Source organism: Daejeonella lutea (assembly GCF_900168015.1).
GTDB classification, from domain to species: domain Bacteria; phylum Bacteroidota; class Bacteroidia; order Sphingobacteriales; family Sphingobacteriaceae; genus Daejeonella; species Daejeonella lutea.
The window spans coordinates 885663-909810 of sequence record NZ_FUYR01000001.1 but is presented as its reverse complement, the minus strand read 5'-3'; the positions used below and the strand labels follow the sequence as shown (position 1 = coordinate 909810).

Annotated in this window: 21 protein-coding genes; 9 read left to right on the top strand and 12 right to left on the bottom strand. The window is 44.0% G+C overall.

Features of this window, described 5'->3' with window-relative positions; genetic code table 11:
* Positions 1–4 precede the first annotated feature (4 nt).
* Positions 5–355 (top strand): hypothetical protein, encoded by a 351-nt coding sequence (locus B5X60_RS04010; protein WP_139377352.1) that lies wholly within the window; start codon positions 5–7, stop codon positions 353–355.
* Here B5X60_RS04010 and B5X60_RS04005 read toward each other — a convergent pair whose 3' ends face one another.
* Positions 356–2944, bottom strand: coding sequence for a beta-galactosidase (locus B5X60_RS04005; RefSeq protein ID WP_170878377.1), 2589 nt, complete (start codon positions 2942–2944; stop codon positions 356–358).
* A gap of 331 nt (positions 2945–3275) precedes the next feature.
* Here B5X60_RS04005 and B5X60_RS04000 point away from each other — a divergent pair, with 331 nt between their 5' ends.
* The 4 genes from B5X60_RS04000 to B5X60_RS03985 all read left to right on the top strand — a co-directional run bounded on the left by B5X60_RS04000 (position 3276) and on the right by B5X60_RS03985 (position 11146).
* Positions 3276–6395, top strand: coding sequence for a SusC/RagA family TonB-linked outer membrane protein (locus B5X60_RS04000; protein WP_079701359.1), 3120 nt, complete (start codon positions 3276–3278; stop codon positions 6393–6395).
* Between the two features lie 10 nt (positions 6396–6405).
* Positions 6406–7815: a RagB/SusD family nutrient uptake outer membrane protein gene (locus B5X60_RS03995; protein ID WP_170878376.1), complete on the top strand. Its 1410-nt coding sequence runs from the start codon at positions 6406–6408 to the stop codon at positions 7813–7815.
* 60 nt (positions 7816–7875) lie between these two features.
* On the top strand, positions 7876–9441 hold the full coding sequence (locus B5X60_RS03990) for an alpha-amylase family glycosyl hydrolase (protein ID WP_079701357.1): 1566 nt from the start codon (positions 7876–7878) through the stop codon (positions 9439–9441).
* Positions 9442–9535: 94 nt separating this feature from the next.
* Positions 9536–11146 carry a beta-N-acetylhexosaminidase gene (locus tag B5X60_RS03985; protein ID WP_079701356.1) on the top strand — a complete coding sequence of 537 codons (1611 nt, stop codon included), beginning with the start codon at positions 9536–9538 and terminating at the stop codon, positions 11144–11146.
* A 319-nt stretch (positions 11147–11465) separates the two neighbouring features.
* Here B5X60_RS03985 and B5X60_RS03980 read toward each other — a convergent pair whose 3' ends face one another.
* On the bottom strand, positions 11466–12281 hold the full coding sequence (locus B5X60_RS03980) for an anti-sigma factor (protein ID WP_079701355.1): 816 nt from the start codon (positions 12279–12281) through the stop codon (positions 11466–11468).
* The gene (locus B5X60_RS03975) at positions 12282–12833 is read right to left on the bottom strand and encodes an RNA polymerase sigma factor (protein WP_079701354.1); all 552 of its coding nucleotides are present in this window, start codon (positions 12831–12833) and stop codon (positions 12282–12284) included.
* Between the two features lie 340 nt (positions 12834–13173).
* Between B5X60_RS03975 and B5X60_RS03970 the strand changes: the two genes are divergently transcribed.
* The gene (locus B5X60_RS03970) at positions 13174–13722 is read left to right on the top strand and encodes a fasciclin domain-containing protein (RefSeq protein ID WP_079701353.1); all 549 of its coding nucleotides are present in this window, start codon (positions 13174–13176) and stop codon (positions 13720–13722) included.
* A 289-nt stretch (positions 13723–14011) separates the two neighbouring features.
* On the opposite strand, the gene B5X60_RS03965 is transcribed toward B5X60_RS03970, so the two are convergent.
* The gene (locus B5X60_RS03965; protein ID WP_079701352.1) at positions 14012–14653 is read right to left on the bottom strand and encodes a carbonic anhydrase; all 642 of its coding nucleotides are present in this window, start codon (positions 14651–14653) and stop codon (positions 14012–14014) included.
* A gap of 224 nt (positions 14654–14877) precedes the next feature.
* On the opposite strand from B5X60_RS03965, the gene B5X60_RS03960 reads away from it, so the two are divergent.
* On the top strand, positions 14878–15303 hold the full coding sequence (locus B5X60_RS03960) for a hypothetical protein (RefSeq protein ID WP_079701351.1): 426 nt from the start codon (positions 14878–14880) through the stop codon (positions 15301–15303).
* Between the two features lie 38 nt (positions 15304–15341).
* Here B5X60_RS03960 and B5X60_RS03955 read toward each other — a convergent pair whose 3' ends face one another.
* From B5X60_RS03955 to B5X60_RS03945, 3 genes are all read right to left on the bottom strand, one after another.
* Complete coding sequence (locus tag B5X60_RS03955; protein ID WP_079701350.1) at positions 15342–16202, bottom strand: alpha/beta hydrolase; 861 nt, start codon at positions 16200–16202, stop codon at positions 15342–15344.
* A 47-nt stretch (positions 16203–16249) separates the two neighbouring features.
* Complete coding sequence (locus tag B5X60_RS03950) at positions 16250–16606, bottom strand: iron chaperone (protein ID WP_079701349.1); 357 nt, start codon at positions 16604–16606, stop codon at positions 16250–16252.
* Between the two features lie 165 nt (positions 16607–16771).
* Positions 16772–17149: a winged helix-turn-helix transcriptional regulator gene (locus B5X60_RS03945; protein WP_079701348.1), complete on the bottom strand. Its 378-nt coding sequence runs from the start codon at positions 17147–17149 to the stop codon at positions 16772–16774.
* Between the two features lie 83 nt (positions 17150–17232).
* Here B5X60_RS03945 and B5X60_RS03940 point away from each other — a divergent pair, with 83 nt between their 5' ends.
* Complete coding sequence (locus B5X60_RS03940; protein WP_079701347.1) at positions 17233–18108, top strand: NAD(P)H-binding protein; 876 nt, start codon at positions 17233–17235, stop codon at positions 18106–18108.
* A gap of 160 nt (positions 18109–18268) precedes the next feature.
* On the opposite strand, the gene B5X60_RS03935 is transcribed toward B5X60_RS03940, so the two are convergent.
* The 5 genes from B5X60_RS03935 to B5X60_RS03915 form a co-directional block, all read right to left on the bottom strand.
* A complete protein-coding gene (locus tag B5X60_RS03935; RefSeq protein ID WP_079701346.1) occupies positions 18269–18937 on the bottom strand; it encodes a class I SAM-dependent methyltransferase in 669 nt (222 codons plus the stop codon).
* Positions 18938–18994: 57 nt separating this feature from the next.
* The gene (locus B5X60_RS03930) at positions 18995–19705 is read right to left on the bottom strand and encodes a hypothetical protein (protein WP_079701345.1); all 711 of its coding nucleotides are present in this window, start codon (positions 19703–19705) and stop codon (positions 18995–18997) included.
* A gap of 271 nt (positions 19706–19976) precedes the next feature.
* Entirely contained in the window at positions 19977–20612 is a 636-nt protein-coding gene (locus B5X60_RS03925; protein ID WP_079701344.1) for an alpha-ketoglutarate-dependent dioxygenase AlkB family protein, read from the bottom strand.
* Positions 20588–20800 carry an Ada metal-binding domain-containing protein gene (locus B5X60_RS18525; RefSeq protein WP_262485817.1) on the bottom strand — a complete coding sequence of 71 codons (213 nt, stop codon included), beginning with the start codon at positions 20798–20800 and terminating at the stop codon, positions 20588–20590. The genes B5X60_RS03925 and B5X60_RS18525 overlap by 25 nt, the downstream gene beginning before the upstream one ends.
* 39 nt (positions 20801–20839) lie before the next feature.
* Positions 20840–21544: a 2OG-Fe(II) oxygenase gene (locus B5X60_RS03915; protein WP_079701342.1), complete on the bottom strand. Its 705-nt coding sequence runs from the start codon at positions 21542–21544 to the stop codon at positions 20840–20842.
* A 900-nt stretch (positions 21545–22444) separates the two neighbouring features.
* Here B5X60_RS03915 and B5X60_RS03910 point away from each other — a divergent pair.
* Positions 22445–23659 carry an exo-beta-N-acetylmuramidase NamZ family protein gene (locus B5X60_RS03910; RefSeq protein ID WP_079701341.1) on the top strand — a complete coding sequence of 405 codons (1215 nt, stop codon included), beginning with the start codon at positions 22445–22447 and terminating at the stop codon, positions 23657–23659.
* The last annotated feature ends 489 nt before the right edge of the window (positions 23660–24148 follow it).

Here is a 24148-nt window from a genome sequence, read left to right as displayed (position 1 = left end):
AGCTATGAGAAGAGGGATTTATGCAATATTAGTTTTAAGTCTGTTAATTTCCTCCGTATGCTACGCGTCGATGATTCAGGGGCGCTGGGCAGGAAATATTGAAGGGCACTTCGATGTGACAGTGAATCTCAAGGAAGAAAACGGAAAATTATCCGGAACCATTAATTCTGAATTGGGTGAAGCTCCCCTTACCGGTGGAAAAATAGTAGGAAATGACATCTCTTTCAAAGAAATGTCCTACAAGGGCATTGCAGTTTCCTACGTTAAAGGCAAGCTTGCGGGTGACAAGATAAACCTCGTCGTTGGTTTCCAGGGACAGGATATGAAAGGCACCCTTGTTCGTGTGAAAAAATAATCAGTATTCAGCAAGCAGGAAATTATCCCTGCTTGCTTCTTTTTCTGCCTCTATGGCCACCTTCCCGGGATTAGTTCCATCTTCGTCATAAATCACTAACGTATTTTCACCTTCTTTCAGCCACGATTCTGGAATATAAAGTCCTGAGACCTTTATCTTTTCAGGATATCTGCCGAGGTTATGACCATTGACCCAAACAGATCCATGTCCCATGGTTGTAACATTAACTCGCCATATTATTGTCTTGCTTTTATCCTGGCGGGGCAATGTAAATGTGGATTTAAAAAATGCGGGTCCCGCAAAATCCCCTGGTGGCAGTGATGTCCACGCATCAGGGGCAAATGGATCTCCTGGTCCGCCCTTCAATTTCCAGTTTGAAATAATTTTGACATTGCTACTATCCCTTTCAAGTGTTACAGGGCCAGCTATCCCTTTCATATCGATGGTATCCAATCCACCGAGAAAAAATAATTGCTTGTTTCGCCCGTTGTGGGCTGTAAATATACTTACAGTGTTAACCTTGCCAGCGTTCAGGTTAATTGTAAACGATTTATCGGTCAGCTCCGCATCCTGTTTTACTCCGTTCACAAAGATGGTGGCCCTTTCTTTCACGTTTTTAAACCTCATGATGTATGTTCCGCTGGTATCAACCTGCACCTTGGAGCGATACCAGGCATTTGCCGTTAAATCGCCATCTGCACCCATTTGTAATGGGTTGGTACTGTGTGTCCAGGCCGAATCATCAAGTTCTGGTAATGCAGCTTCTACTGCTGGTTTTATCTGCCATTTATCAGGATGTAACTGCAGCGTAGCAGCGCTAGACGGAACTGTTGAAGCTGCCAGGGGAAAGCTTGTTTTTTCAGTGTAAACTCTGGTCGGCATTGGGTTTTTATCATTCCATTGACGTTCTGCTGAAACCATGATTTTCCCGTTCTTGAGGGATGTTTCTTTTATATAAGAAGGTCCTGTAATCAGGTAATTGTCTTGTCCGATTTGCTCGATCCAGGTTTTGGCGGCCAATGCACTTTGCACTACCAGTATTCTAACCTGATTAACGCCTGCTGAAAATATATATTCGGCGGGTGGGCCTTTGACTACTGAAGAGAACACCAGTTTCGTGGATTTATTAACAAAATTCGCGTTTCCTTTCAAAACCCTAAAAGAACTGTCAGAGGAGAAGTAGAGCTGCACAAGTGAGTTGAGGTCCCCATATACAACTACTGTGCTTGTTTTTCCCTGAGGAAGAATAGTATAAATTCGTGTTGGCGCCCAATCCAAACTTATAGCCGGCGCAATTTTGAAATTCTGAATGACTGGCATTATTTCGCCGGCGGCAATTTTAACATTTGCTGATAAAGCCCCGCTGAGCCCTTTTGGTGGCTGAATGACTGCTTTTTTCGCTATTTTTCCGGGATTATCGAGAAACGTGATTGTGCCCGCAGGGCTTACCCTGGCGTTAACCTTGATCGCTGTATCCCGGATCATCCAATGGGAGATTTTCCCTCCATCTGTGCTATTAGCAAGTACTTCCTGAAAGCTCCTGGCAAACCAGGCAGCCCTTTTATAAGCAAAAAATATAGGCCGGAGATCGCCGGCCTGGCCCACACCTGCACCATAATCGTATGATGCTGCCATATCCCGGTCATTATTATATCCGAAATTACTTCCTCCGTGTGCCATGTATACATTGTAACCATTTCCTCCGCCGGCGATGATTTTCCAGGTGCGTCGATCGTAAATGGTGGAGTCCTGGGGCTGAGGACCGTAATTGAAAAACCAAACCCCCCAGAATTCGGTCGAGAACCATGGATTCGGGCGCTTGGGATCATCGAGGTTTTTCAGATTCCCTGCAGGGTCATTTCCTGGATGCAAACCGCTGAAAAAGTATGGTACCTCTAGCCCAAGTTCATTGGCTTTTTTAATAAGATGGCTGAAATACGGATTGGGCACTTTGGTTCCCCAACTTTCAGGGTGCTCATTCTCCAGCTGTACCATAATCACCGGTCCGCCCTTGTGTATTTGATTTTTCGAAACAATAGGGATCAGTTTCTCAAAGAAACGGTCAGTTGCTTCAAGAAAGGGTACATTATCTTTGCGGGCAACGAGCCCTGGCTTGAACTTCAGCCATATTGGAAAGCCGCCAAAATTCCACTCCCCGCAGTAATAGGGGCCCACACGTACGATAGCAAACATATCCAAACTTTTCACGAGGTTCAGAAAAGCATCCAGATCATGATCTCCGGAAAAATTGAATTTTCCTTCTTCAGCCTCATGAAAGTTCCAGAAGGTATAGATCTCGACAGCATTGTATCCGCCTCGTTTCAGACGTTCCAGACGGTCTTTCCAAAGGGCTCGGGGAACGCGCGCATATTCGATCCCGGCTGAAACTAAAAATGTCTTCCTGCCATTAATGATGAATCCCCGCCTGTCGAAATTGATGAATGCGGAAGCTTCCTTGGACGGGGGGAAAATGTGATCGTTCCTGTTTGGGTTTTCAGAGCTTGTAGATTGCCCGATAGCTTCGACAGTTAATGTAATCAGAAGGAATAGAATTACGGAGTTTCTGTATCCCCAACCACTAGTTTTCATGACGCTGGTAAAAGGATTGCAGCTTAATTTTCGCATGCTTGTCATTATATGCCCGATATATCGCCTAAACTTTCTTTTGGGTAATAAAATAGGTGCCATTTTAGGATGTTAGTTCCTTTTTAACACAATAAGTAATTGATTAATATTCACTTATGTGAGGAAAGGTGTTTTGTTTAAATACTTATGAAGTGGGACGTCTTTCGATTAAAATCAATATACATTAGGTAAAAGTGAATAAACCTTAACCTCTCTGAAATCATTTTTTCAAGGTAGTTCTTTAAAGTTTACACATAAAACTTAATCATTAAATGCTAACTAATTTAATTCAACTATGATGAAATTCTACTCTTCTGGTTCTCCGCTTTCTGGACGAACAGAACAGCAAAGCTATGCAAAGCTCCTAAAAAAGCTATTGCTTTTCGCGTTTGTATTATGTGTTTCAAATGTTGCCTTTGCTCAAAAAAGTATTAAGGGCCAGGTAACAGAAAACGGTGCCGGCTTGCCCGGAGTATCAGTTAGTGTAAAAGGTACCAACCGCGGGACTTCCACTGATGCTAACGGAAACTATTCAATAATGGTGCCCGATAAGGAAGCAGTTCTAATATTTAATATGATAAGCTTCACCCGTCAGGAAATTAAAGTTGGTGATCAATCGACAATAAACATCAGTCTAAGGGCTGAAAATATGGACCTCAACGAAGTTGTTGTGGTAGGGTATGGTGTACAGAACCGTCGTGACGTAACAGGTTCTATTGCAAGAATTGATAACTCGGTGCTATCCACCGTTCCGGTCGGATCGTTTGATGCAGCCTTGCAGGGCCGCGCAGCGGGAGTTCAGGTAATTCAGTCGACCGGTATGGCAGGGTCAGGGGCTCAGATCCGTATCCGCGGAACAGGATCTATTACTGCAGGGGGAGAGCCACTTTATGTAATGGATGGTATCCCTATTCCCAATGTAGCCGGTACGTACGGTGCTAATAATGTTAACCCGCTTGCATCTATCAACACAAATGATATAGAAAGCATTGAAATTTTAAAGGATGCATCTGCTGCAGCAATCTACGGTTCTAGGGGTGCAAACGGTGTAGTACTAATTACTACCAAGAGAGGGCAAAAAGGCAAGCCGCGTATCAATTTCGCCAGCAGGCTTGCAACTTCTAATCTTACGGCAGGTCCGGAGATGTTAAATACACAGGAATTTATAACGCTTTACAAGGAAGCCGTTGCAAACGATTTTAAATTTAACCCTACAGGTGCGCCGGCAACACGTCCATTGCCTGGGAACGTCGTTGAGTCAGAAGCACTGAAAACTAATACAGACTGGGCATCCCTTGTTGTGCAGACTGGGCTTTCCACTTTTAACGATTTCTCTATTAGTGGCGGAACTGAAAAGTTCATAGCTTACCTGGGACTTTCCAATGTAAACGAAAAGTCATTCCTTGTGAATGACGCATTCAACCGAAATAGTGCGCGTTTGAATCTGGACTATAATCCCTTCAAGTTTCTAAAAGTGGGGGGGAATATTTCCTACTCGAGCACAAGGCGTAACGTGATCCCCAATGCCTGGGATGGAGGTTACGGTTTGGCGATATCTAATGCCCTTCCGTATTTTCCGGCCTATAATGCCGATGGATCATTGTATACCCCGCCTGTTTCGGCCAATCCTGTTGCTCAGATTGAACAAAGAACGCGTAAAGCCTGGGGTGGAAGAACGCTTTCAAATCTTTTCACAGATGTTACTTTCCTGAAAAATCTTTCGCTGCGTCTGGAAGGAAATCTTGACTACAGTGATAACAGCAATTATGCGTTAACAACGTCAGTTGTAAGTCCAACACCTACTGCTTCAGATGGCCGATCATACCTGACAAATTGGAACACAAAAGCGCTTTTGAACTATTCCCTTGACCTGAATAAAGTTCACCGCTTCCGTTTCATGGCTGGTACTGAACAATTAAAGTATACTACCGGTGGAAAAACCCGCAACGTAACATTCGATCCGGGTAAGGAGGACTGGCTGTACAATAACCCGGCACTTCCGGCAGAAGTAAATCCTGATGGCACTCAAAACACCAATAACAGGCTTACAATAGCCGTTCCATCTGAATACACATTTATCTCACTATTCGGGAGAGTTAACTATACGCTGAAAGATAAATATATCTTCACAGGTACTGTACGCCGCGATGGGTCGTCGCGATTTGGTGTGAACAATAAGTTCGGAACATTTCCCGCAGTTTCTGCAGCCTGGATAATTACCGAAGAAAATTTCATGAAATCTGCCAAAGCATTGAGTTATCTTAAGCTTAAGGCGGGTTACGGACTTACAGGAAACGCTGAAATTGGCAATTACGCTCAATGGGGAACAACCAATGTTCAGAACACTAACATTTACAATGGCCAGCAATTCTGGACAATCAACGCCCTGGCTAATCCAGATTTAAAATGGGAGACAACCACCAAGTATGATGCCGCCCTGGAATATGGTTTCTTGAATAACAGACTCACCGGAGAGCTTGCGTATTATGTGAATAATGCAAAGGATTTGTTTTTAGGCGTGAGAACCCCGACTTCAACAGGCCAGGGATCAGTTCTTGCTAACGTAGGCAAGCTCCGTAACGAAGGTGTGGAGATTAGCCTTAACTCAAAGAATATTGTTAAGAAGAACTTCACATGGTCGACAGATTTGAATCTCGCTCGAAATACCAACAAAGTTATCGATGTTGGAACAGCAAGCCCCGATGCTCTTGGCGGTGTAGGTGACACCCGTGTTATAGTCGGTCAGCCAATCAGTACTAACTTCCTTGTTAAAACACTTTATATAGATCCGGCAGATGGAATGCCTGTTTATGAAATGCTTGACCCAATTACAAAAAAGCCTAACGGTACAACCAAGGTTTATAATTCTCAGCGCGACCGACAGGTTGTAGGCCAGCCTTACCCGGATTTCATCGGCGGTATCGAGAACAGGTTCTCCTGGAAAAACATTGATTTCGGTTTTATGGGATCATTCCAGGTAGGGGGAAGCATCTATGATGATGCTGATAAATTCCAGATGAATAATATAGGCGCATGGAATTTGAAGAAGAGAGCTTTGCAGAGATGGCAAAAGCCGGGGGATGTTACTGACGTGGCCAGACTCACGCTGGGTTCAAGCGGACTTGAGCGCGTGAGAAATACTACCGAGACACTTTATGATGGAAGCTATTTCCGTTTAAAGACTGTAAATCTGGGCTATACATTTCCAACAACGCTTGTTAAAAGACTAAAGCTTTCCAGTGCCAGACTTTCTTTATCAGCAAGTAATCTGTTTACCATCACCAAATTTCCGGGAGATCCAGAGATTTATCGCGACCTGGGAAATGCCCAGCAGCGAAATCTTAGCGCTAATGTAAGCTACCTTACAACTCCTCAGTCACGAGGTTTTACCCTGGGATTAAATGTTAACCTATAACTACAAGAACATGAAAATATTAAAATATAAAATAACTACGCTCCTGGCTGGATCAGTTTTCCTGCTTGCTTCCTGCGAGGATATGGATTTCCTTGACGTAAAGCCGACGAATAATGTTATCACAGATGATGCGATAAAGACCCCAGAAGATCTTCAGAAACTTATGGGATCAGCATACACCCAGGTTCGTGGTGCAGGTTTTATGGGCGGAACTGCTTTGGTTGCTGGTGATGTGATTGCGGATGACGCGACGACTACTAACAGTACTTTCGACTGGTCACAGATCGCCAATCACTCAATGGACCTTTTCAATCCGCCTGGACGAACAATCTGGGGAGGGACGTACAGCGCTATAAACAGGGCTAACATAGCTGCATCAAGTGCTTTGGCAGATGCCATCCTAGGTGGAGCAACAACTCCGTTGGCGAATACCCTTAAAGGAGACGCCGCGTATATCCGGGGACTGGGCCACTTCCATCTGGTAAGATATTTTGGTTTGCCTTACGCAGATAACACAAAAGGAACAGCGAATATGGGAGTTCCAATTCGCACCAGGGGTACAACAACTATTGCTGAATCATACCTGGCCTTGCCACGTGCTACGGTGGACGAAGTATATAACAGTGTAATTGCAGACCTTAAAATTGCAGCAGCAAACCTGCCAGCTACCCGTACATACAACGGTGGTTTTGCCACTCCTGATGCAGCAAAAGCACTGTTGGCCAAGGTGTATTTTTATAAAGGAGATATGGCAAATGCCGCTGCGGAAGCTAAGCCTCTAATGGAATCAGGCAAATACGAGTTGGACGCAGATATGACCGCGAAATATTCACGGGCTCAATTAAAGGGAACCACTAAAGAAGTGATATTCATGATCCCAAGTAGTGCTACATCTGATGATTCTTGGGGATCAATACGTGGCAATTACCGTTCGAATAATACCACGAACCCTATTCCGCAATGGACACCTTCACCAAGCCTTGTCGCAGCTCATCCTGCTGGTGATGCCAGACGGACTCGATACTATGTGACCAAAAGCAATATTGTTTATTCAACCAAATTTGACTACACCCATATGGATGGAATCATTGCCGGCTTTGATGAGCTAATCCTGATCTATGCAGAAGCACTCGCAACTTCAGGAACTCCGGCCGACCTGACCAATGCCGTATTATGGTTGAATAAAATTGAATCCAGGGCATATGGATCTCCAAAAACCACTGTTGCCCTTGGAAAAGATGCAATTATCGCAGCAGTTCGCTCGGAACGTCGCCTGGAACTTGGCCTGCGGGGAGAACGCCTGCACGAACTTAAACGTCTTAAATTGCCTGTTCGGGGAGATGCCTGGGATTCGCGCAAACTTCTTTTCCAGATTCCTGATGAAGAGCAGAGCGGAAATCCAACGATTGGACTGAATTAAAAAATAAACTTAACAAGACTGGTGCAGAAACAAAATGCACCAGTCTTTTAAATTCAACTTATGAAGAAATTATTTGTTTTGAAAGCCGCTGCCATATGCCTTTTGTTCTTAACGTCATCAATTAGTTTATTAAATGCTCAGCAAAACTCTAATGTGAGCGTCTGGCCTAGAGGAGTGTCATATGAAATCTTTGTCCAGTCCTTTGCGGACTCCGACGGGAATGGAAAGGGTGATATTAAAGGGATGACGTCAAAACTAGATTATCTGAAAGATTTAGGGGTTGAGGGCATTTGGTTGATGCCGATGAATCCTTCACCGTCTTATCATAAATACGATGTCACCGACTATTATGATATTCACCCTGATTACGGGACCCTGGCAGATTTCAAGGAATTTATTGCTGAAGCGCATAAAAGAAATATTAAAGTGATAATGGATATGGTGATTAATCATTCCAGCAGATCTCATCCCTGGTTTGTAGACGCCAGATCCAATCCCAACAGTCCATATCGTGATTATTATGTCTGGACCCATAAAGATGATCCCCAAACAACTGTTGAAGGCAGAATTATTGCCGGAGATTCGAATAACCGTAATCGCTGGGTTAAAGTTCCTAATAGCGATTATTTATATTATTCATATTTCGGAGGCAGCATGCCCGATTTGAACTTTGATAACCCTAAACTTCGTGAAGAGATTTTCAAAGTGGGTCGCTTTTGGTTATCTGAAGTAAAGGTCGATGGATTCAGGCTTGATGCTGCCCGGCATATTTTCCCTGATGAACGTCCGAAAGACAACCACCAATGGTGGGTTTACTTCCGCAATGAAATGCAGAAAGTTAATAAGGATGTATATCTGGTGGGTGAAGTTTGGGCACCTGCCGAAATCGTTGGTCCATACATGAAAGGACTGCCTGCATTATTCAATTTTGATATGGGTGCTGCTATTACGAAAGCAGTAAACGAAGAAAAGGAGGGTGCTCTAACCGCTGATCATAAAAAAATAAGGGATTTCTATCAAACCATTAACCCGGAGTACGTAGATGCAACTTTCATCACCAATCATGATCAGAACCGGATCATGAGCATGGTGAACAATAATCCCGACAAGGCGAAAATGGCTGCCGCACTTCTTTTAACCCTTCCAGGATCGCCGTATCTGTATTATGGCGAAGAAATCGGAATGCCAGGTAAAAAACCGGATCAGAATATAAGAGAACCATTTTTATGGGATGCTAAAGCGAAGGACAAATCGCGTGCTACCTGGATAGTTCCGCGTTATGGGACTGATTCAGCAGTGGTATCCGCCGCACAGCAGATTAAGGACAAATCTTCAATGTTTAATCATTACAAGACATTCATCCAGGTCAGAAATACAAGCAAAGCACTTACCTACGGAGAGTTACAGCCAGTAAAGCTGGAAAATGCCGCCCTATGTTCCTTTGTACGTACCACGCCTGATGAAAGTGTGCTCGTATTGCACAACCTCTCCGGCGCTCAAGCGGATGTGAATCTCCCTGAGAATCTTCAAGGCTACAAAAACATCTTATTCAAAAACAAAGACGCCAGTATTAGAAACAGTAGCGTGAAAGTCCCGGCATACAGCACATTGATACTAAAGCGCTGATCTTTTGTCTAGTCCACTCTGAAATAGAAGCCCCCGGGCTTCTATTTTTTTTAGGAATTAATCATAAGTTTGGGAGGATTAACCCGTTTAACTAATGATTTTGAAGCTGAACACTAAGATTGCCCTTGTCTCGCTGCTGACACTTTTCCTTACATCTAAAGCCTTTTCGCAACAGGTTCCTTTAATTCCTCTCCCCAACAAATATGCAAAGGGCGAAGGCAGTTTTACGCTTTCATCGAACACACCAATAATCCTTAATGATCAGTCGCTCCGCGCCAGTGCGGCTTTTTTACAGCAAGAGTTGCTTAAACACACCGGGATCACCCTAAGTGTTCAGCAAAAAGCAAGCGCTCCCGCAATAGTTCTGTCTCATCTTAAAACCGCTTACACTGTTCCTGGTTCCTATCAGCTGAAAGTCAGCCCCGATGAGATACGCCTTGTGTCAGGAACAGAGGAGGGCTTATTTAACGGCCTGAATTCTCTGTTACAACTTGCGAGAACGGCGCCTTCAAAGGGAGGTGAGATTACACTTGCAGCCTGGGATATCACTGATTCCCCGAAATATGAGTGGCGAGGGCTGATGCTCGATGAGTCGAGGCAATTTTTCGGTAAAGAAACAGTAAAGTTCCTCATCGATTGGATGGCTTTCTATAAACTTAACCGTTTTCACTGGCATCTTACAGATGAACCGGGATGGAGGCTTGAGATCAAGAAATATCCAAAACTCACTCTGGTGGGTGGCATTGGCAATCATATAGATCCAACCGCGACGGCAAAATATTACACACAGGAAGATGTTAAAGATATCATTGCTTACGCCGCAGATCGTTTTATTACTGTAATTCCCGAAATAGATATGCCTGGCCATGCTGCTGCTGCTAACAAGGCATATCCCGAATTTAGCGGGGGCGGATCCGAAAAATATCCCGACTTCACTTTCCATCCCGCGAAAAAGGCGACATACGATTACCTTACAAATATTCTCAAGGAAACAAACGTTCTTTTTCCTTCGGGGATGGTTCACCTTGGCGGCGACGAAGTGCATTTTGGAAACGAGCAATGGAGCAAGGATAATGAAGTCCAGTCGCTTATGAGTGATAAAAAGCTGGGCGACTTAAAAGCGGTTGAGGAATATTTTATCCAAAGAATGGCTGACTCGCTGGCAAAGATCAATTCTAAGGTCTTGTTGTGGGACGAGGCAGCGAGCAGCAAACTTTCACCGGCTAATACAATTATTTTCTGGTGGCGTCACGATAAACCTGAACAGCTCGCACTGGCGCTATCAAAGAAGTTTCCCGTGGTAATTACTCCAAGACTGCCACTTTACTTCGATTTTGTCCAGGACAGCAGTCAACGGGTTGGCAGAAGATGGGAGGGCGGATTTAACCCTGTCGATAGGGTATATAACTTTTCTCCATCCAAACTACACACCCCAGGGCAGGCCAGCCTGATAAAAGGAATACAGGCCGCTTTGTGGACTGAACGAATTCCGACGATCACAAAACTCGAACACATGCTGTTCCCGCGGATCAGCGCACTAGCTGAATCAGCGTGGACCAATGATGTTAATAAAAACTATGAGCAGTTCGAAAGCAGACTTGTAGGCCACCTTGAATTATTTCGCAAAGACAAGATATATTTCTTCAACCCGTTTAATATTTCCGAAAATCCAGAGCCATTTGTTGCAGGTCAGAAGGATAATTAATTAACTGGGTGTAGAAATATTAACCCTCATTGGGGTATATAATCCTCAATTCGGGAAAAATAGTTGAATTGACATGGCGATAACGACGATCTTTGCAACTTTATTGCTCTGGCATATCATTTGAACATATAAATATGCCCTCCAAAAGGGCATGTTTTTCATAGGTAGATGTAGGGTCGAATACTTGTATTCGGCCCTTTTTTGTTTAGGATGTATAATGAATCGAATAGGGGTCTACCGCGCCTGACTTTAGAGTTTTAGATAACTAAAGTTAACTCAGAAATTGTTTGGTACGTATTCTCAGACTTCCGGTTTCTTCTCAAATATTCCCGATGGCCATCATCTGCTCCATGGTGGGATTCACACTTCCACCTTTCGGTTCCAGGGTTACGGCAAAGGCTTGAGCGCCTTTCACTGATTTCATACGTTTCATGCCGGAATGGTCATCAGTAGAATCGAAAACCCCGAGATCCACAGGTTTGCCATCAACGAGTGCCCAAAGCTGATATTGATGTTGATCATCATTTGATGGCATGTTCAGCGAAGAAAGGTCAATCATTACTTCTTCCTTTTGCGGACTAAAAGCTACGGTCATTCGTGCGGCAGGAGCTTTTGGAGAACCCTTAAGGTTAACAAGTTTGTATTGTCCGGGTTGCTGATATATCTCAAGGAATTTTTTGTTGTCTTCTAATTCCTTATCCATGTAATTTACACGATTAGAGAATTGCTGGTTTTCCGCTTGCAGAACAGCTAGCTGAGTGTGCGATTCTCTAAGTCTGTTATTGAGGTTTATCAGCAGAATTACGCTGACAAGCAGTAAAGCAACCGAAGCGGCAAATGCATATTTATAAAAACTCGAGGAGCTTTCAACCGGTCGCAAGTGTGTCACACGGGCTTCCTCCACAGGAGAAGTTTCTAATGAATTCAGAATTTTACTACGTACTGACTCTGAAGGCTCAATGGCATTAGATATTGCGTAAGCCTGTAAAGCGTTTTCAATTGCCTCTACCTCGGCCTTTACCTCCGGGTATTGCGCAATCGACTGCTCAACCTCACGAATCTCCTCCCTGCTTAAGTCGCCCAGAACATAAAGTTCCAGGATACCGCTCTCCAAATATGTTTTCAGGTCTTTCACTTAATTAAATACCTTTCTTAACGTAATAATTGCATTTCGTAGTCTCGTTTTTACTGTCCCTAAAGGAATATCGAGTTCCTCTGCGGCTTCAACATGTGTGAAGCCACGGAAATAAACAAGATCAAGTATAACTTTTTGATCCGGGTTTAACTTCTCCACAAGCTCCTTCAAACCGAGTGTTTCAGGATTGATGGATGTGGTAAAACCTTTGTCCACAGATAATACGATATTTTCTATGTCTTCGGTTTTCGAGTGATTGCGAAAATCTTTCGATCTGGTTTTATCTATTGACAGATTCCTGGCAATATTAACCATCCAGGTAAACAAGCGGCCCTTAGAGTGGTCATATGAGGATATTGAATTCCAGATTTTTACAAACGCTTCTTGTAACAGATCTTCAGCAATCTCTTCATGCTGTACAACCCGGTAAATAACACCATAAAGTGCAGCCGAGTACATATCATATAGGGCTTCGGCTCCTTTACTATCCCTGCTGCGTAAAGCCTGAATTAATTCCGGCTCTGATAATGAAAGTTTAATGGTCCTGCTCAACTATTTTTCTGCTTGCCTCTAAGGTCGAATATTTTTTGTGAAAAAAGTAGTTTGGTGGAAAATATCTCAAGACAGAGGTCTGAAGTCGGAGTCAGAGGTCAGCGGTCGAAGCTCAGAGTGGGTAAGATAAGTTGTCGTAAACCTTAGATGGCAGAAATTCATCAGTGTTCAAACCTACAACTTCTGACCACCATCACCAATTGTCGGAAATCCATCAGACCTCGGACTTCAGGGTTCCGTCATCAGATCGCATTCCCGAAAGTTGTATCATTTAATTCACCCCATTAAATCCGCCATCACCGCAATCCCGTAATTCATCGCAACTAACAAAATTTAAATTATGAAAAAAATATTTATCCTAACGATCGCATTAGCAGCTTCTGCGATCACTTCAACTTTCGCACAATCAACTAAAATAGTAGGCGGTGCTGAAATGTATCCGACAAAAGACATCGTAGACAACGCGGTAAACTCCAAAGACCACACAACACTTGTTGCAGCGGTGAAGGCAGCAGGCTTAGTTGAAACTTTAAAAGGCGACGGTCCATTTACAGTCTTCGCACCAACCAATGCAGCATTTGATAAACTTCCTGCCGGAACAGTTGGTACATTGGTTAAACCAGAAAACAAAGCTATGCTTACCAAAATCCTTACTTACCATGTTGTAGCTGGGAAATTGGGATCAAAGGAAATTGCCAAAGCTATTAAAGATGGGAAAGGTACAGCTGAGTTCAGCACCGTGAGCGGAGGTAAAATCTGGGCGATGATGAATGGGAAAAGCCTTGTTTTGAAAGATGAAACCGGAGCAACGTCGATAGTTACCATTGCCGATGTGTTCCAGAAGAACGGAGTAATTCACGTGATCGACTCGGTCATCATGCCGAAGTAATTGCTTTCTCTTTTTTAAAAAGAGCCCTGGTTTAGCCGGGGCTTTTTTTTGTGCTGGAGATTGGAGGTCAGAAGTCGGAGGTCAGAGTTCAGAGTTGGGGAGGTATATTATAAAATACTGTTTAAGAAACTCAGATGTCGGAAATCCATCAGACCTGATACCTCATACCTATATTCACGGAAATCCATCATACCTGATACCTGATACCTAATACCTCATACCTAATACCTCATACCTCTATTCACGGAAATCCATCAGACCTCAGACCTCAGACCTCAGTCCTCATACCTCAGTCTTTCCCCGTTAAATCATAGATATCCTTGATACTCTCCAGAATTTTCTCAAAATTGATATTGAGATCAATGATCCTTCCGGTATGGATATCAAAAACCCAACCGTGGACGATCGGATAACCGGCACGTTTGTAATTCAATTGGAGGACTGCTGTTTTGATCACATTAGTACATTGCTCTTCCACATTCAGTTCAACCAATCTGTCGTAACGCTTATGTTCGTCGGTGATTGAATCAAGCTCATTCTTGTGCATGCGGTAAACATCCCGAATACTTCGCAGCCATGGGTTGAGAATCCCCATATCTTCAGGCTGCATTGCTGCTTTCACACCTCCGCAGTTGTAGTGCCCGCATACAATGATGTGTTTAACCTGCAGGTTTCTAACGGCATAATTAATAACCGACATTACGTTTAGGTCAACGTTATTTACCAGATTGGCAATATTCCTATGAATAAATGCCTCACCCGGACCCAGACCCATAATTTCCTCAGCGGTCACCCGACTGTCGCTGCATCCAATATACAGGTAGTCCGGATTATGATCCCTGGCAAGTTCACTGAAAAAGTCAGCATCGGTACCGGTTTTGCTTTGGATCCACCTTTTATTATTTTCAAAGAGTTCTTCGTATGAGGTCATGTTTCTTCGTTGTTTGTGCAGCTGATGTGAACAAAAATAGGATTTTTATGGTGATTAGGTGAATCTCGCCAAGTCGATAACACTTCCCGACGTGGCACCAGCAAAATTTTCCTGTTCAGGATTTAGTCGATCGGCTTCGTCCCATTTTTTCGCGAGCCCGTCACATTTATTAGCTGATCCGTTGGAAGCATATTACTATTGTACGAATTAAACAACCTGATATTATGAAAGCTTTAACTCTGGTATTCCTGATCCTCTTCGCATTCTCTGATAGAAGCTATTCCCAATGCGGTAAAAATATTAATCTCACGGGATCCAAAACCCAGCATCTCAACGAGAGCGGCAAAGTAACCCGGACGGAAGAAGAAAAATCGTATGTTCATATAAGCAAATCAATCATCACGATAACTGTAAAGGATGAATTCAAAGCTTCCTGCACTATCAAGTCTGTGCAGTGCGACTGGAGTATTCCTTTCAAAAAAGGTAGGACTACCATTCACGCTGTCATGACTAATGATATGGGTGAACCAAAGGATTTGGTTTTGTCGATTGAGGGGAGTGATCTGGGATTGTTCCTTCTGTTTGAGATAATCGGCAGTCCCGGGGATAAGGTTAAAGTAGCGCTGGACAAATTCGAGGAGGCGGCATAGGGTCCGAACTGTAGCTCGTGGCTTTTTTAATTGTCCATTTATCCTCTGTCAATTTCCGCCTTCGTCAATTCAAGGATCATCTGAATAATCCTCTCATCCTTGATTATCCTCTCGTGGCCAACACCCACGTAGTTTTGTGTTTGTATAGACGGATGTTTCTGGATAAAATCCTGTAGATAAGGATAGGGTGATACCATATCCTGACTGTCATAAGCAAGCCAGTGTTTTACGTTTTCCCCAAACCGGTAAACATCGTTCATGTTAAAGTCCGCCGGATCCATGTCAAACCGCTCATTAAAGGTTTGAAAAAAGTAGTCCTGGTCCGGTTGTGAAACATTCTGCGATATCATACTGGAGATAAAATTCTCCTTCAGGCGGATGAGCGGGCTAAGATTGATTAATGAACCAGGAGGTGTATCTGATAAGCCGATTGCATTCGCCATCGCACCCAATGAATGTCCTATTGCAATGCCAGGTGCACCATGATGTTTAACAACAGCTTTCACCGCTCCGGCATAAAGCAGGAGATTGGAAAGCTCTCCTTCAGAACTACCGTTCCCCGGCGCATCAAAGCTGATAATCATGGTGTCGAGCTGCCTAAGCGCATCAATAAGCTCATAAAAGTCAGCCGCTTTGGATCCCCAGCCATGGGTTAGTAAGATTTTTATTTTCCCGCTGCCCCAGATGTATCCGTTGACATTCAGTTCTCTGTTTGCAAAATGGGGATCGCTTACACTTACACTGAACTTCCGTGCTTCGTCCAGCAGTTGCTGCTGATGGTTTCGTACAGGCCATTGGGGAGAATAGCAGATAAATTCCCAGATCAGGGTATTAAGTTCCTCCTTCTTCATATGGTCGGTTACAGCAAGTTGCTTAATGAGCGACCGGAGTTTCTTCATGGCGACAAGTTACTACAATTCATGAATGTTGATTACGCAATCAATCACTACCACTTTTCATTTTCACCGACACGAAACTGCACAATTTTTCTGATCAAGTCGTATGGAATCGGTTCATTCAAAGGAAATTGCACAGAGCCTTTACCCTGTTTGTAGCCGGCCAGTTCTGCTGCAAATTCACTGTGACCGGTAGGGGTAGCATAAAGTCCAATATGTTTTTTATAGCCGGCAAAGTACACCAGCGGCTTGCCTTTTAGCTTGTAGGCTGGCATACCATATGAAATACTTTCAGCAGCATTTGGGGCTATCTCACTAATAATTTCGCGGATCTTTCTTAAAGCCGATTGTACTTCCCCTGGGGATTTATCGATATACTCGTCAACAGATTTGAAGTCAACATTCATAGTATGTACATTAAATGAGTTTTAACAAATTTAGCCAAACTGACAAATGCAGTAAGGGTTAATGACGACAAGTTGGAGGGGGGATTGAGACAGGACCAGGTGAAAGTGGAAAGTTGAAAGTGGAAAGGTGAGAATTGAGAATTGAGAATTGATGGACGGTCGTTGCTAGGCACTTGCCGCATCATAGCGCGCCCGGTTATCATTATGCTTTAGTCCCCACTTTACCATAGCTTCCATCATTTCACTAAGTTCTGCTCCTGCAGGGCTTAAACTATAAGTAACAGACGGAGGAATAACTTCCAGCGCCTCACGCACAACAAGGTCATCCGCAGCCAACTGCTTCAGGTGCTGAATAAGCATCTTTTCTGTGATAGCGGGAATAGCTCGTTTTAACTCACCATAACGCTTTGGCCCGCTCATCAATTGATGAATAATGATAGGCTTCCAATATCCCCCGATCTTTTCCATCACATAATTCACTGGGCAATCTAAAGTAAGTTGCCTGTTAAGATTTCGTGTTGAGCTTTCTTTGATCTCTGTCATATCTACACACTTTGGGGTAAGTACTTGTATAAAAGTAAGTACAAATATACCTTTGGTGTATCATTAATTAAAATAAATCAGATATGAAATTTGTTATAACAGGATCATTGGGTAATATCAGCAAACCGCTGGCCCAAAAATTAGTCGAAGCCGGCCATCAGGTTACGGTGATTTCCAGTCAGCCAGAAAGAGCTAAAGACATTGAGAATCTTGGCGCTAAGCCTGCAATTGGAAACCTTAAGGACATTGCGTTTCTCGCGCAGACATTCCAGGGCGCGGATGCCGTGTATACCATGGTGCCGCCAAACTACGAAACTTCGGACTACCGTCAGTACTTCCGTGATATGGCAAACAGTTATGCAGCAGCCATTAAGAGCGCAGGAGTGAAGCGCGTGGTCAACTTAAGTAGTATTGGCGCCCATTTACCAGAAGGTACCGGGCCGATCAAAGGCTTACATGATTTGGAGCAGATCTTCAGCAGCCTGGACGATGTCGCGATCGTACACCTGCGCCCGGCATATTTTTACACCAATTATTATGCAAACATTGATATGATCCGCCATGCGGGTATCCTGGGGTCTAACTATCCGGCTGATGCGAACCTGGTAATGGCTCACCCTTCAGATATCGCCGATGTAGCTGCAGAGCTTATTCAACAGCCAATTACCGGTAAAACTGTGCGCTATATTGCCAGTGATGAAATCAGCGCAGGGGAAGCGACAAAACTCCTGGGCAGTGCCATTGATAAACCTGAGCTTCCATGGGTGGAATTCAGCGATGAGCAATCATATGCAGGGATGGTGCAGGCAGGCTTATCAGAAGAACTGAGCAGGAATTATACAGAAATGGGCAACGCTGTGAAAAGCGGGATACTATTCGAAGATTATAAAATAAACAAGCCGGAGTTGTCGAAAAGGAAGTTTAAAGACTTCGCGGGAGAGTTTGCTTCGGCTTATTAAACTACGAGCCCATTAATTGCCTCCAGCGAAGCTGGGGGCAATTAAACTATCTGCAAGTCAGACTCAAGCTGAAATAACCATGATTTCTACGCCCATACTGATTACCGATTTACCGGTCACTCATTACTATTAGCCGATCACCCGATTACCACTTAAACTTTCAACCTTTCCTGCAAATAACCACAAAAAACGGAAAGTCCTCATACTCGGAGTGCTTTGGCGGTTTTTCAGAGATTTCCTGAATGTCCAGCAATCCGAATTCACCAAATTCCGCCTCCACTGAAGCCTTGTCATAAAAATAAAGGGGAGCACCTTTTACCAGTTCGTAGCGGTCTTCGCTGATCTTTTTGCCTTTCCCATACGTGGGGGCCGTTTTTGGAATGACTGTGAAGATCATCAGGCCGCCGGAGACAAGCTGATCATAGCAATCCCGAATGAGCTTATGTCTTGCATCTTCACCGAGCAGGTGTATCAGTGCGTAACAGAATATGCCATCGTATTTCACCTTGTCGAAAGGCATCTCAGAAACTGAACCCTGGTAGACAGTCATATCCCTGCCGTAAAACTCACGCAGGAGCTCTATAGCGGTTACTGAGATTTCTATGCCAGTGACTCGCATTCCAGCTTTCGTGAACTCCTCGGCATTTCGGCCGTAGCCAATTCCCGGCACGAGCACGGTTTTAGCGTTTTGCTTTTTGAACAGGTCCTTTGCGATTAACGCAGATTTTGCTGGCTCCAGTCCCCACATTGCTTGCTTTTCAGCAAAGGCAGATTCCCAGAACTCCGGATCATTACTATTACCTGACCGCTTTCTTTTCGCATCTTTCATAGAATGTTTGCTTTTGCTTTTCTGCTAGAATTGCTCATCATCGCTTTAAAGTTAAAACTACTGCTTCTTCCCTTCAAGTTTTCTAAAATACCTATCCAAACTTTCATCCAGATCTTTACCGTCGGTATGTATTTCTTTACAAAACTCCTGGCAGGCTGCCGGATTTTCACTATCGTCACATTGGGTTACACAGTCATTCTGCGTATTGCGCGGCAGAATATCATACATATGTGTAATCGTATAAACAAACAGTATAAAGGTTAGGAAAATGCTGGCAAAAAACTTGATTGGGAATTTGTTATTCTGAACTACTGGAACAGTCGGCGGAGTATTGAAGGGCAATATATATTTTATACGGTCATAATTCCAGCACAAAAGATAGATACAGGCAACCACCATTGCCGGGGCAGTCAACAGCGATCCTTCAAAGCGCACAGCCAGTGAAAGGATACAGATGTTTAGGATGATCGGCAGGTAAATAAGCACTCCTAAAACCACCGTACGGGGGAAGAGCAGGAGCAGAGCAGCCAGGATCTGCGCATACCCGACGAAAGTGTAGTAATAACCCGTATGATGCAAGGCTTCCAGATAATGTCCCATGGGCTGGTTGTTATGCAGGTCTGTAAATCGCTCACCTATAATTTTAACCCAGCCAGGAGGCAAAAAGCCAGCAATAAGCGCAAAGCGGGTAAAGGTGGTAAAATATCGCATCCATCTGTTGCTGACAGTCTTAGCATGTAATGACTCTAATCTTTCTGAAAATCCCATATGGCGAAAGTACTTTGTAGTGCAAAGCTAAGTAATATTATTTCATTTCCTAAAGAAATAAAAGATAGAGGAAGGATCAGTCAGAAAAAGCAACGCAACCCTGTTTTGACCCCAGGTTTGGCTAGGCGAAGAAAATGACGAGGTACCTATCTTCAACATTCTCAAAACCAGGCTGATGTAGGGGGAAGTATTGATAGCCGTACCAAGCAATCAGTTTCTTCTGCTATTGAACGCTATATCCATTGTCAATGTGTCGGAAATCCATCAGACCTCAGACCTCCGACTTCTTACCTCCAACCTCAACAATCGTCCTGAAAGTTAAATTCACTCTGGGCCTTGTAATAAGTTTGCTTGGCGGCAGCCTGTGCAGCCAATGGCTTTGGGTTGTTCCTTTCATCACCAGCAAACTCCCATGCTCTAGAATGAGGGAGACTGTTTCTTTAGATTCCTTATGCTTGAAAGCGAATTTACGTTCGGCGCCGAAGCTCAGGGAGCCTATGGCGCCATTCTTTTGCAGGTCTTTTTCCGCGTCGCTGTGCCAGGCCATCCCCACATCACCATTATGATATAAGTTGAGGAGGCAGGAATTGAAGTGTTCGCCGCTCTTTTCCTCGGCGACTGCTTTTAATTCCAACAGTTCGTTAGTCCAGGGGAGTGCCTGCTTGGTGGTGTTCGAGTATGTATATTCAAAATTACGATCCCCATACCAGGCAACTTTTCTTTTGGTAATGATCAGCTTTCCGTAGATTACCGCCTGATCGTTTTTCCATTCGATATTATTCAGTAAGGTTTCGTAATAATGATCTGCCTGCCGCCGGTCAAACAGCCTGCCGTAATAATTCACTATACCATCCACTGGCAGCAGATTTTTATCAGGTGACGCTATTTCATTGTTGAAGAGATCCATTTTTGATAAGCTGTTTTCATACAATTTCCGCAGGGACGGTAACCTGCGTTAATTGCCTGGCTTTGCGATGCAAAGAAAACCCTGTTTTCGGGTTTCATCCGTTTGCCGGATTTACAATGCAAGGTGCCGAATATTTTTAATTTCTGGTTCCCGCCAAGCGTGATTTTTGTATCCCGGATCAATCGCATTAATTCCGCACTGCTTAAATCAATGTGATGTATCATATGTTAACTGACCGCATCATGAAATATTATTCCCATTGTATACCGTTCGCCGGTGTGGACTTCACTCACCCCATGTTTCATGTTTACCCTGTAATAGCCCTTGGATCCTTTTACCGGCCGGAAGTTCGTTGTAAAGATCAGCATATCTCCCTTTTTTGGAGTCAAAACTATAGCTTTTGATTGAGCCCGGGGTGTTTGCTGTGTGAGTACAAATTCTCCGCCGGTATAATCCTTGCCGGGTTCGTTAAGAAAAACTACAGCCTGGATTGGGAAATAGACTTCGCCGTAGAGGTCCTGATGCAGGGTATTGTATCCGCCCGCACCATACTTCAGGATCAGAACAGTCGCTTTTAACTGGTTATTTGCGCGGCATTCTTTCAACAGTTCTGTGTGTGCTGCAGGGAAGATGGTAGCTATATTCAGCACCTTCATCCAGGAGTTTGCAATGGGAGCGAGGTAAGGATATACATGTTCCCTGATATCCTGGATCAAGCCCGGAAGCGGGTAATTGAAGTATTTATATTCACCCAGGCCAAAGCGGTAACGCTCCATCACGACAGTCTTGCGAAAGATATTTTGATTACTGTAATATGAGATCAGTTCCTGACACAGCTCGTCCGGTAAGAATCGGGAGATGATAGCATAGCCTTTTTCATTCATTTGATCCCTGATGCCTTGCCAGTCCTCTGATGCGATTTTTTCTTTCATTACGGATAATTTATTTAAAGATCAGTAGGAGCATGGTAACGTGAAACCCGAAACTTGCTCTTTTCAGTTACGAGCTACGAGCTGCGCGATATGAGCTTCCACAAAGCGGACGAGAAATGAATTGTCCGCGGTCAGGGCGCTGTTACCACCTCTTATTTCGCTCCGGTTGGTGTGCAGAAATCTTGAGACTTATACCTGATGCTTGCCGCCTTCACTAAAGTTATGGCGGGGGAAGAAAAATAATTTTTAGCAGAGTCTTCATACTTACCGCCTATTTCGCGTTCGGTGTACTGTCCATCCGGGTCGGACCTCACCTTACTAACGGCACCATTCGGGATTAGAACCCAATAACTGTAATGCACCAGTCGTAGTGTTTAAAGCAACAGTAAGCTTTCGTCCGCTATTGCGGTTAATTGAGAGTAGAAAGTGGAGAGTGGACAGATATCCTAGTGCACGTGGCTACACGCGATAGGTGGCCGTCTCAGACTTCCAACTTCATTCCTCATGATTCATTTTTCATTTCTCCATAGGCAGTCATTTTTTATTAATCACAATACCGGTACCTGGTTTTATGTAAAGATAAACCAGGCTTGATGGCAATCGAAATTTTGGCAGTGTTTGGCGGAAAATGGCGGTGCTTGGCGGTGCGCGTAGCATAAACCCGCAGAATTAAGGTTGAAGGGGAAATTCCCGCAGTTTAACGCAGGTCTTTTCCCCGAAGATATGCAATGGAATGGTAGCCCTATCTCAGTGTGATCTCAGTGTTATCTCTGTGTGGTCTCAGTGTTATTAATGTGTTAAAATAAAGCTGGCCCAAGGACATTTAGTTATGCGGGTTTTTTGCGGGTTTTAGCATTTTGTCCGCCCAAACTATTACCTTAGTCACAAAAATATCCAAACATGAGACTTTTAATCATCTTCCTCGCAGCCTTAACTCTGAGCTGTTCTTCAACCAAATCTCAAATCTCATCATCCTCTAATTCAGGAACTACCATTAAAACGGGTGCTGAGCGAACAGAGGAATACGTACCATACTTAAAAGGAAAGCGGGTAGCTATTATGGCAAACCCGACTTCTATCATAGGCAAGACCCATTTGGTCGACAGTCTGCAAAAGTTGGGGATAAATGTCGTTAAAGTTTTCGGTCCGGAGCATGGCTTCCGCGGCAACGCGAGTGCTGGTGCACATGTGGAAGATGAGATTGATGCAAAATCAGGCATTCCTGTGATCTCTTTATATGGCAAAAAGAATAAACCGTCTAAAGAGGACATGGCTGATGTGGATGTGATGGTATACGACCTGCAAGATGTTGGCGTGCGTTTTTATACAAATATCAATGCTTTAAGCCGCCTGATGGAGGTTTGTCATGAAAATGATAAAGAAATGCTGATCCTTGACCGCCCCAATCCGAATGGCTACCTTGTTGACGGTGCGGTTCTCGATATGAAATATAAATCAGGAATCGGCATGTTCCCAATCCCGATGTCGCATGGCCTCACGGTAGCCGAATTTGCGCAAATGGCAAATGGACAGGGCTGGTTGACAAATGGAGTGAAATGTAAGTTGAAAATCGTAAAAAATGCGAACTACCATCATGATATGCCGTATGTACTACCAGTTGCACCTTCACCTAACTTAAATACGCAGCAGGCAATTTTACTCTATCCTTCTACCTGCATGTTTGAAGGAACTTATATCAATCTGGGACGTGGTACTAAATTTCCTTTCACGGTATTAGGTAGTCCGGAGTTAAAAGGAAAATACGAATTTAATTATACCCCGGTGAGCATTAAAGGGATGGCAGAAACGCCACTTTTTATGAACCAGGTTTGCTACGGACTTGACCTCCGCAATTACGATGTGGAAGAATTGAGACGGAAAAAGCAGATAAACCTCGGTTTTATCATGGAGCTGTACAAAGCGCATCCTTACAAAGAGAAGTTCTTCGACTCTAAGCTGAGCAATCAAATGAATAATATTGAGATCCAGATAGGATCGGGGTTATTCAGACAGCAGATTATTGATGGTAAATCAGAAGCTGAGATTAGAGCGAGTTGGGAGCCAGGGTTGAGTCAGTATAAAGAGATGAGGAAGAAGTATTTGTTGTATAATTAATAACTTTCCGCCTCATGCCTGCGGACTGGCACTTACTTTTCCTTCAGCTGAAAAGTAAGCAAAAAGCCGTCGCTGCGCCTGCTGCTGTTGAAGGCACTGCTTTGGCTTGGCTAATGCTTGCCGCACCAGCCGATGCGAAAGAAAGCTGAACGGGGATTCAGTGCTTGGGCTCAAGAAGCGTACACACCGTTTAGCTGGTGTAGAGGGGCCGGCCTGCGGCCTGCGGGCAAACGACGTGCTACTAATCTATTGAAGTCGATGTGTACGATAGGTACGATGTGTACGTCTCGCGCTCCCCTTTTTTCAAGGGGAGCTGTCCCGCTTATTGCTGGACTGAAGGGTCGGTCCCCATATAATTACATTTCGCTTGTTTTCGTGCTTGTCGTTAGGTACGATAGGTAGCTGCCGTTAATTAATCTTTCATCTCTGCAAGTTGCAGAACTCGCCCTCCTGAGTTTTGGCAGTAAAGGCGCGTTTTAGCCCCTGAAC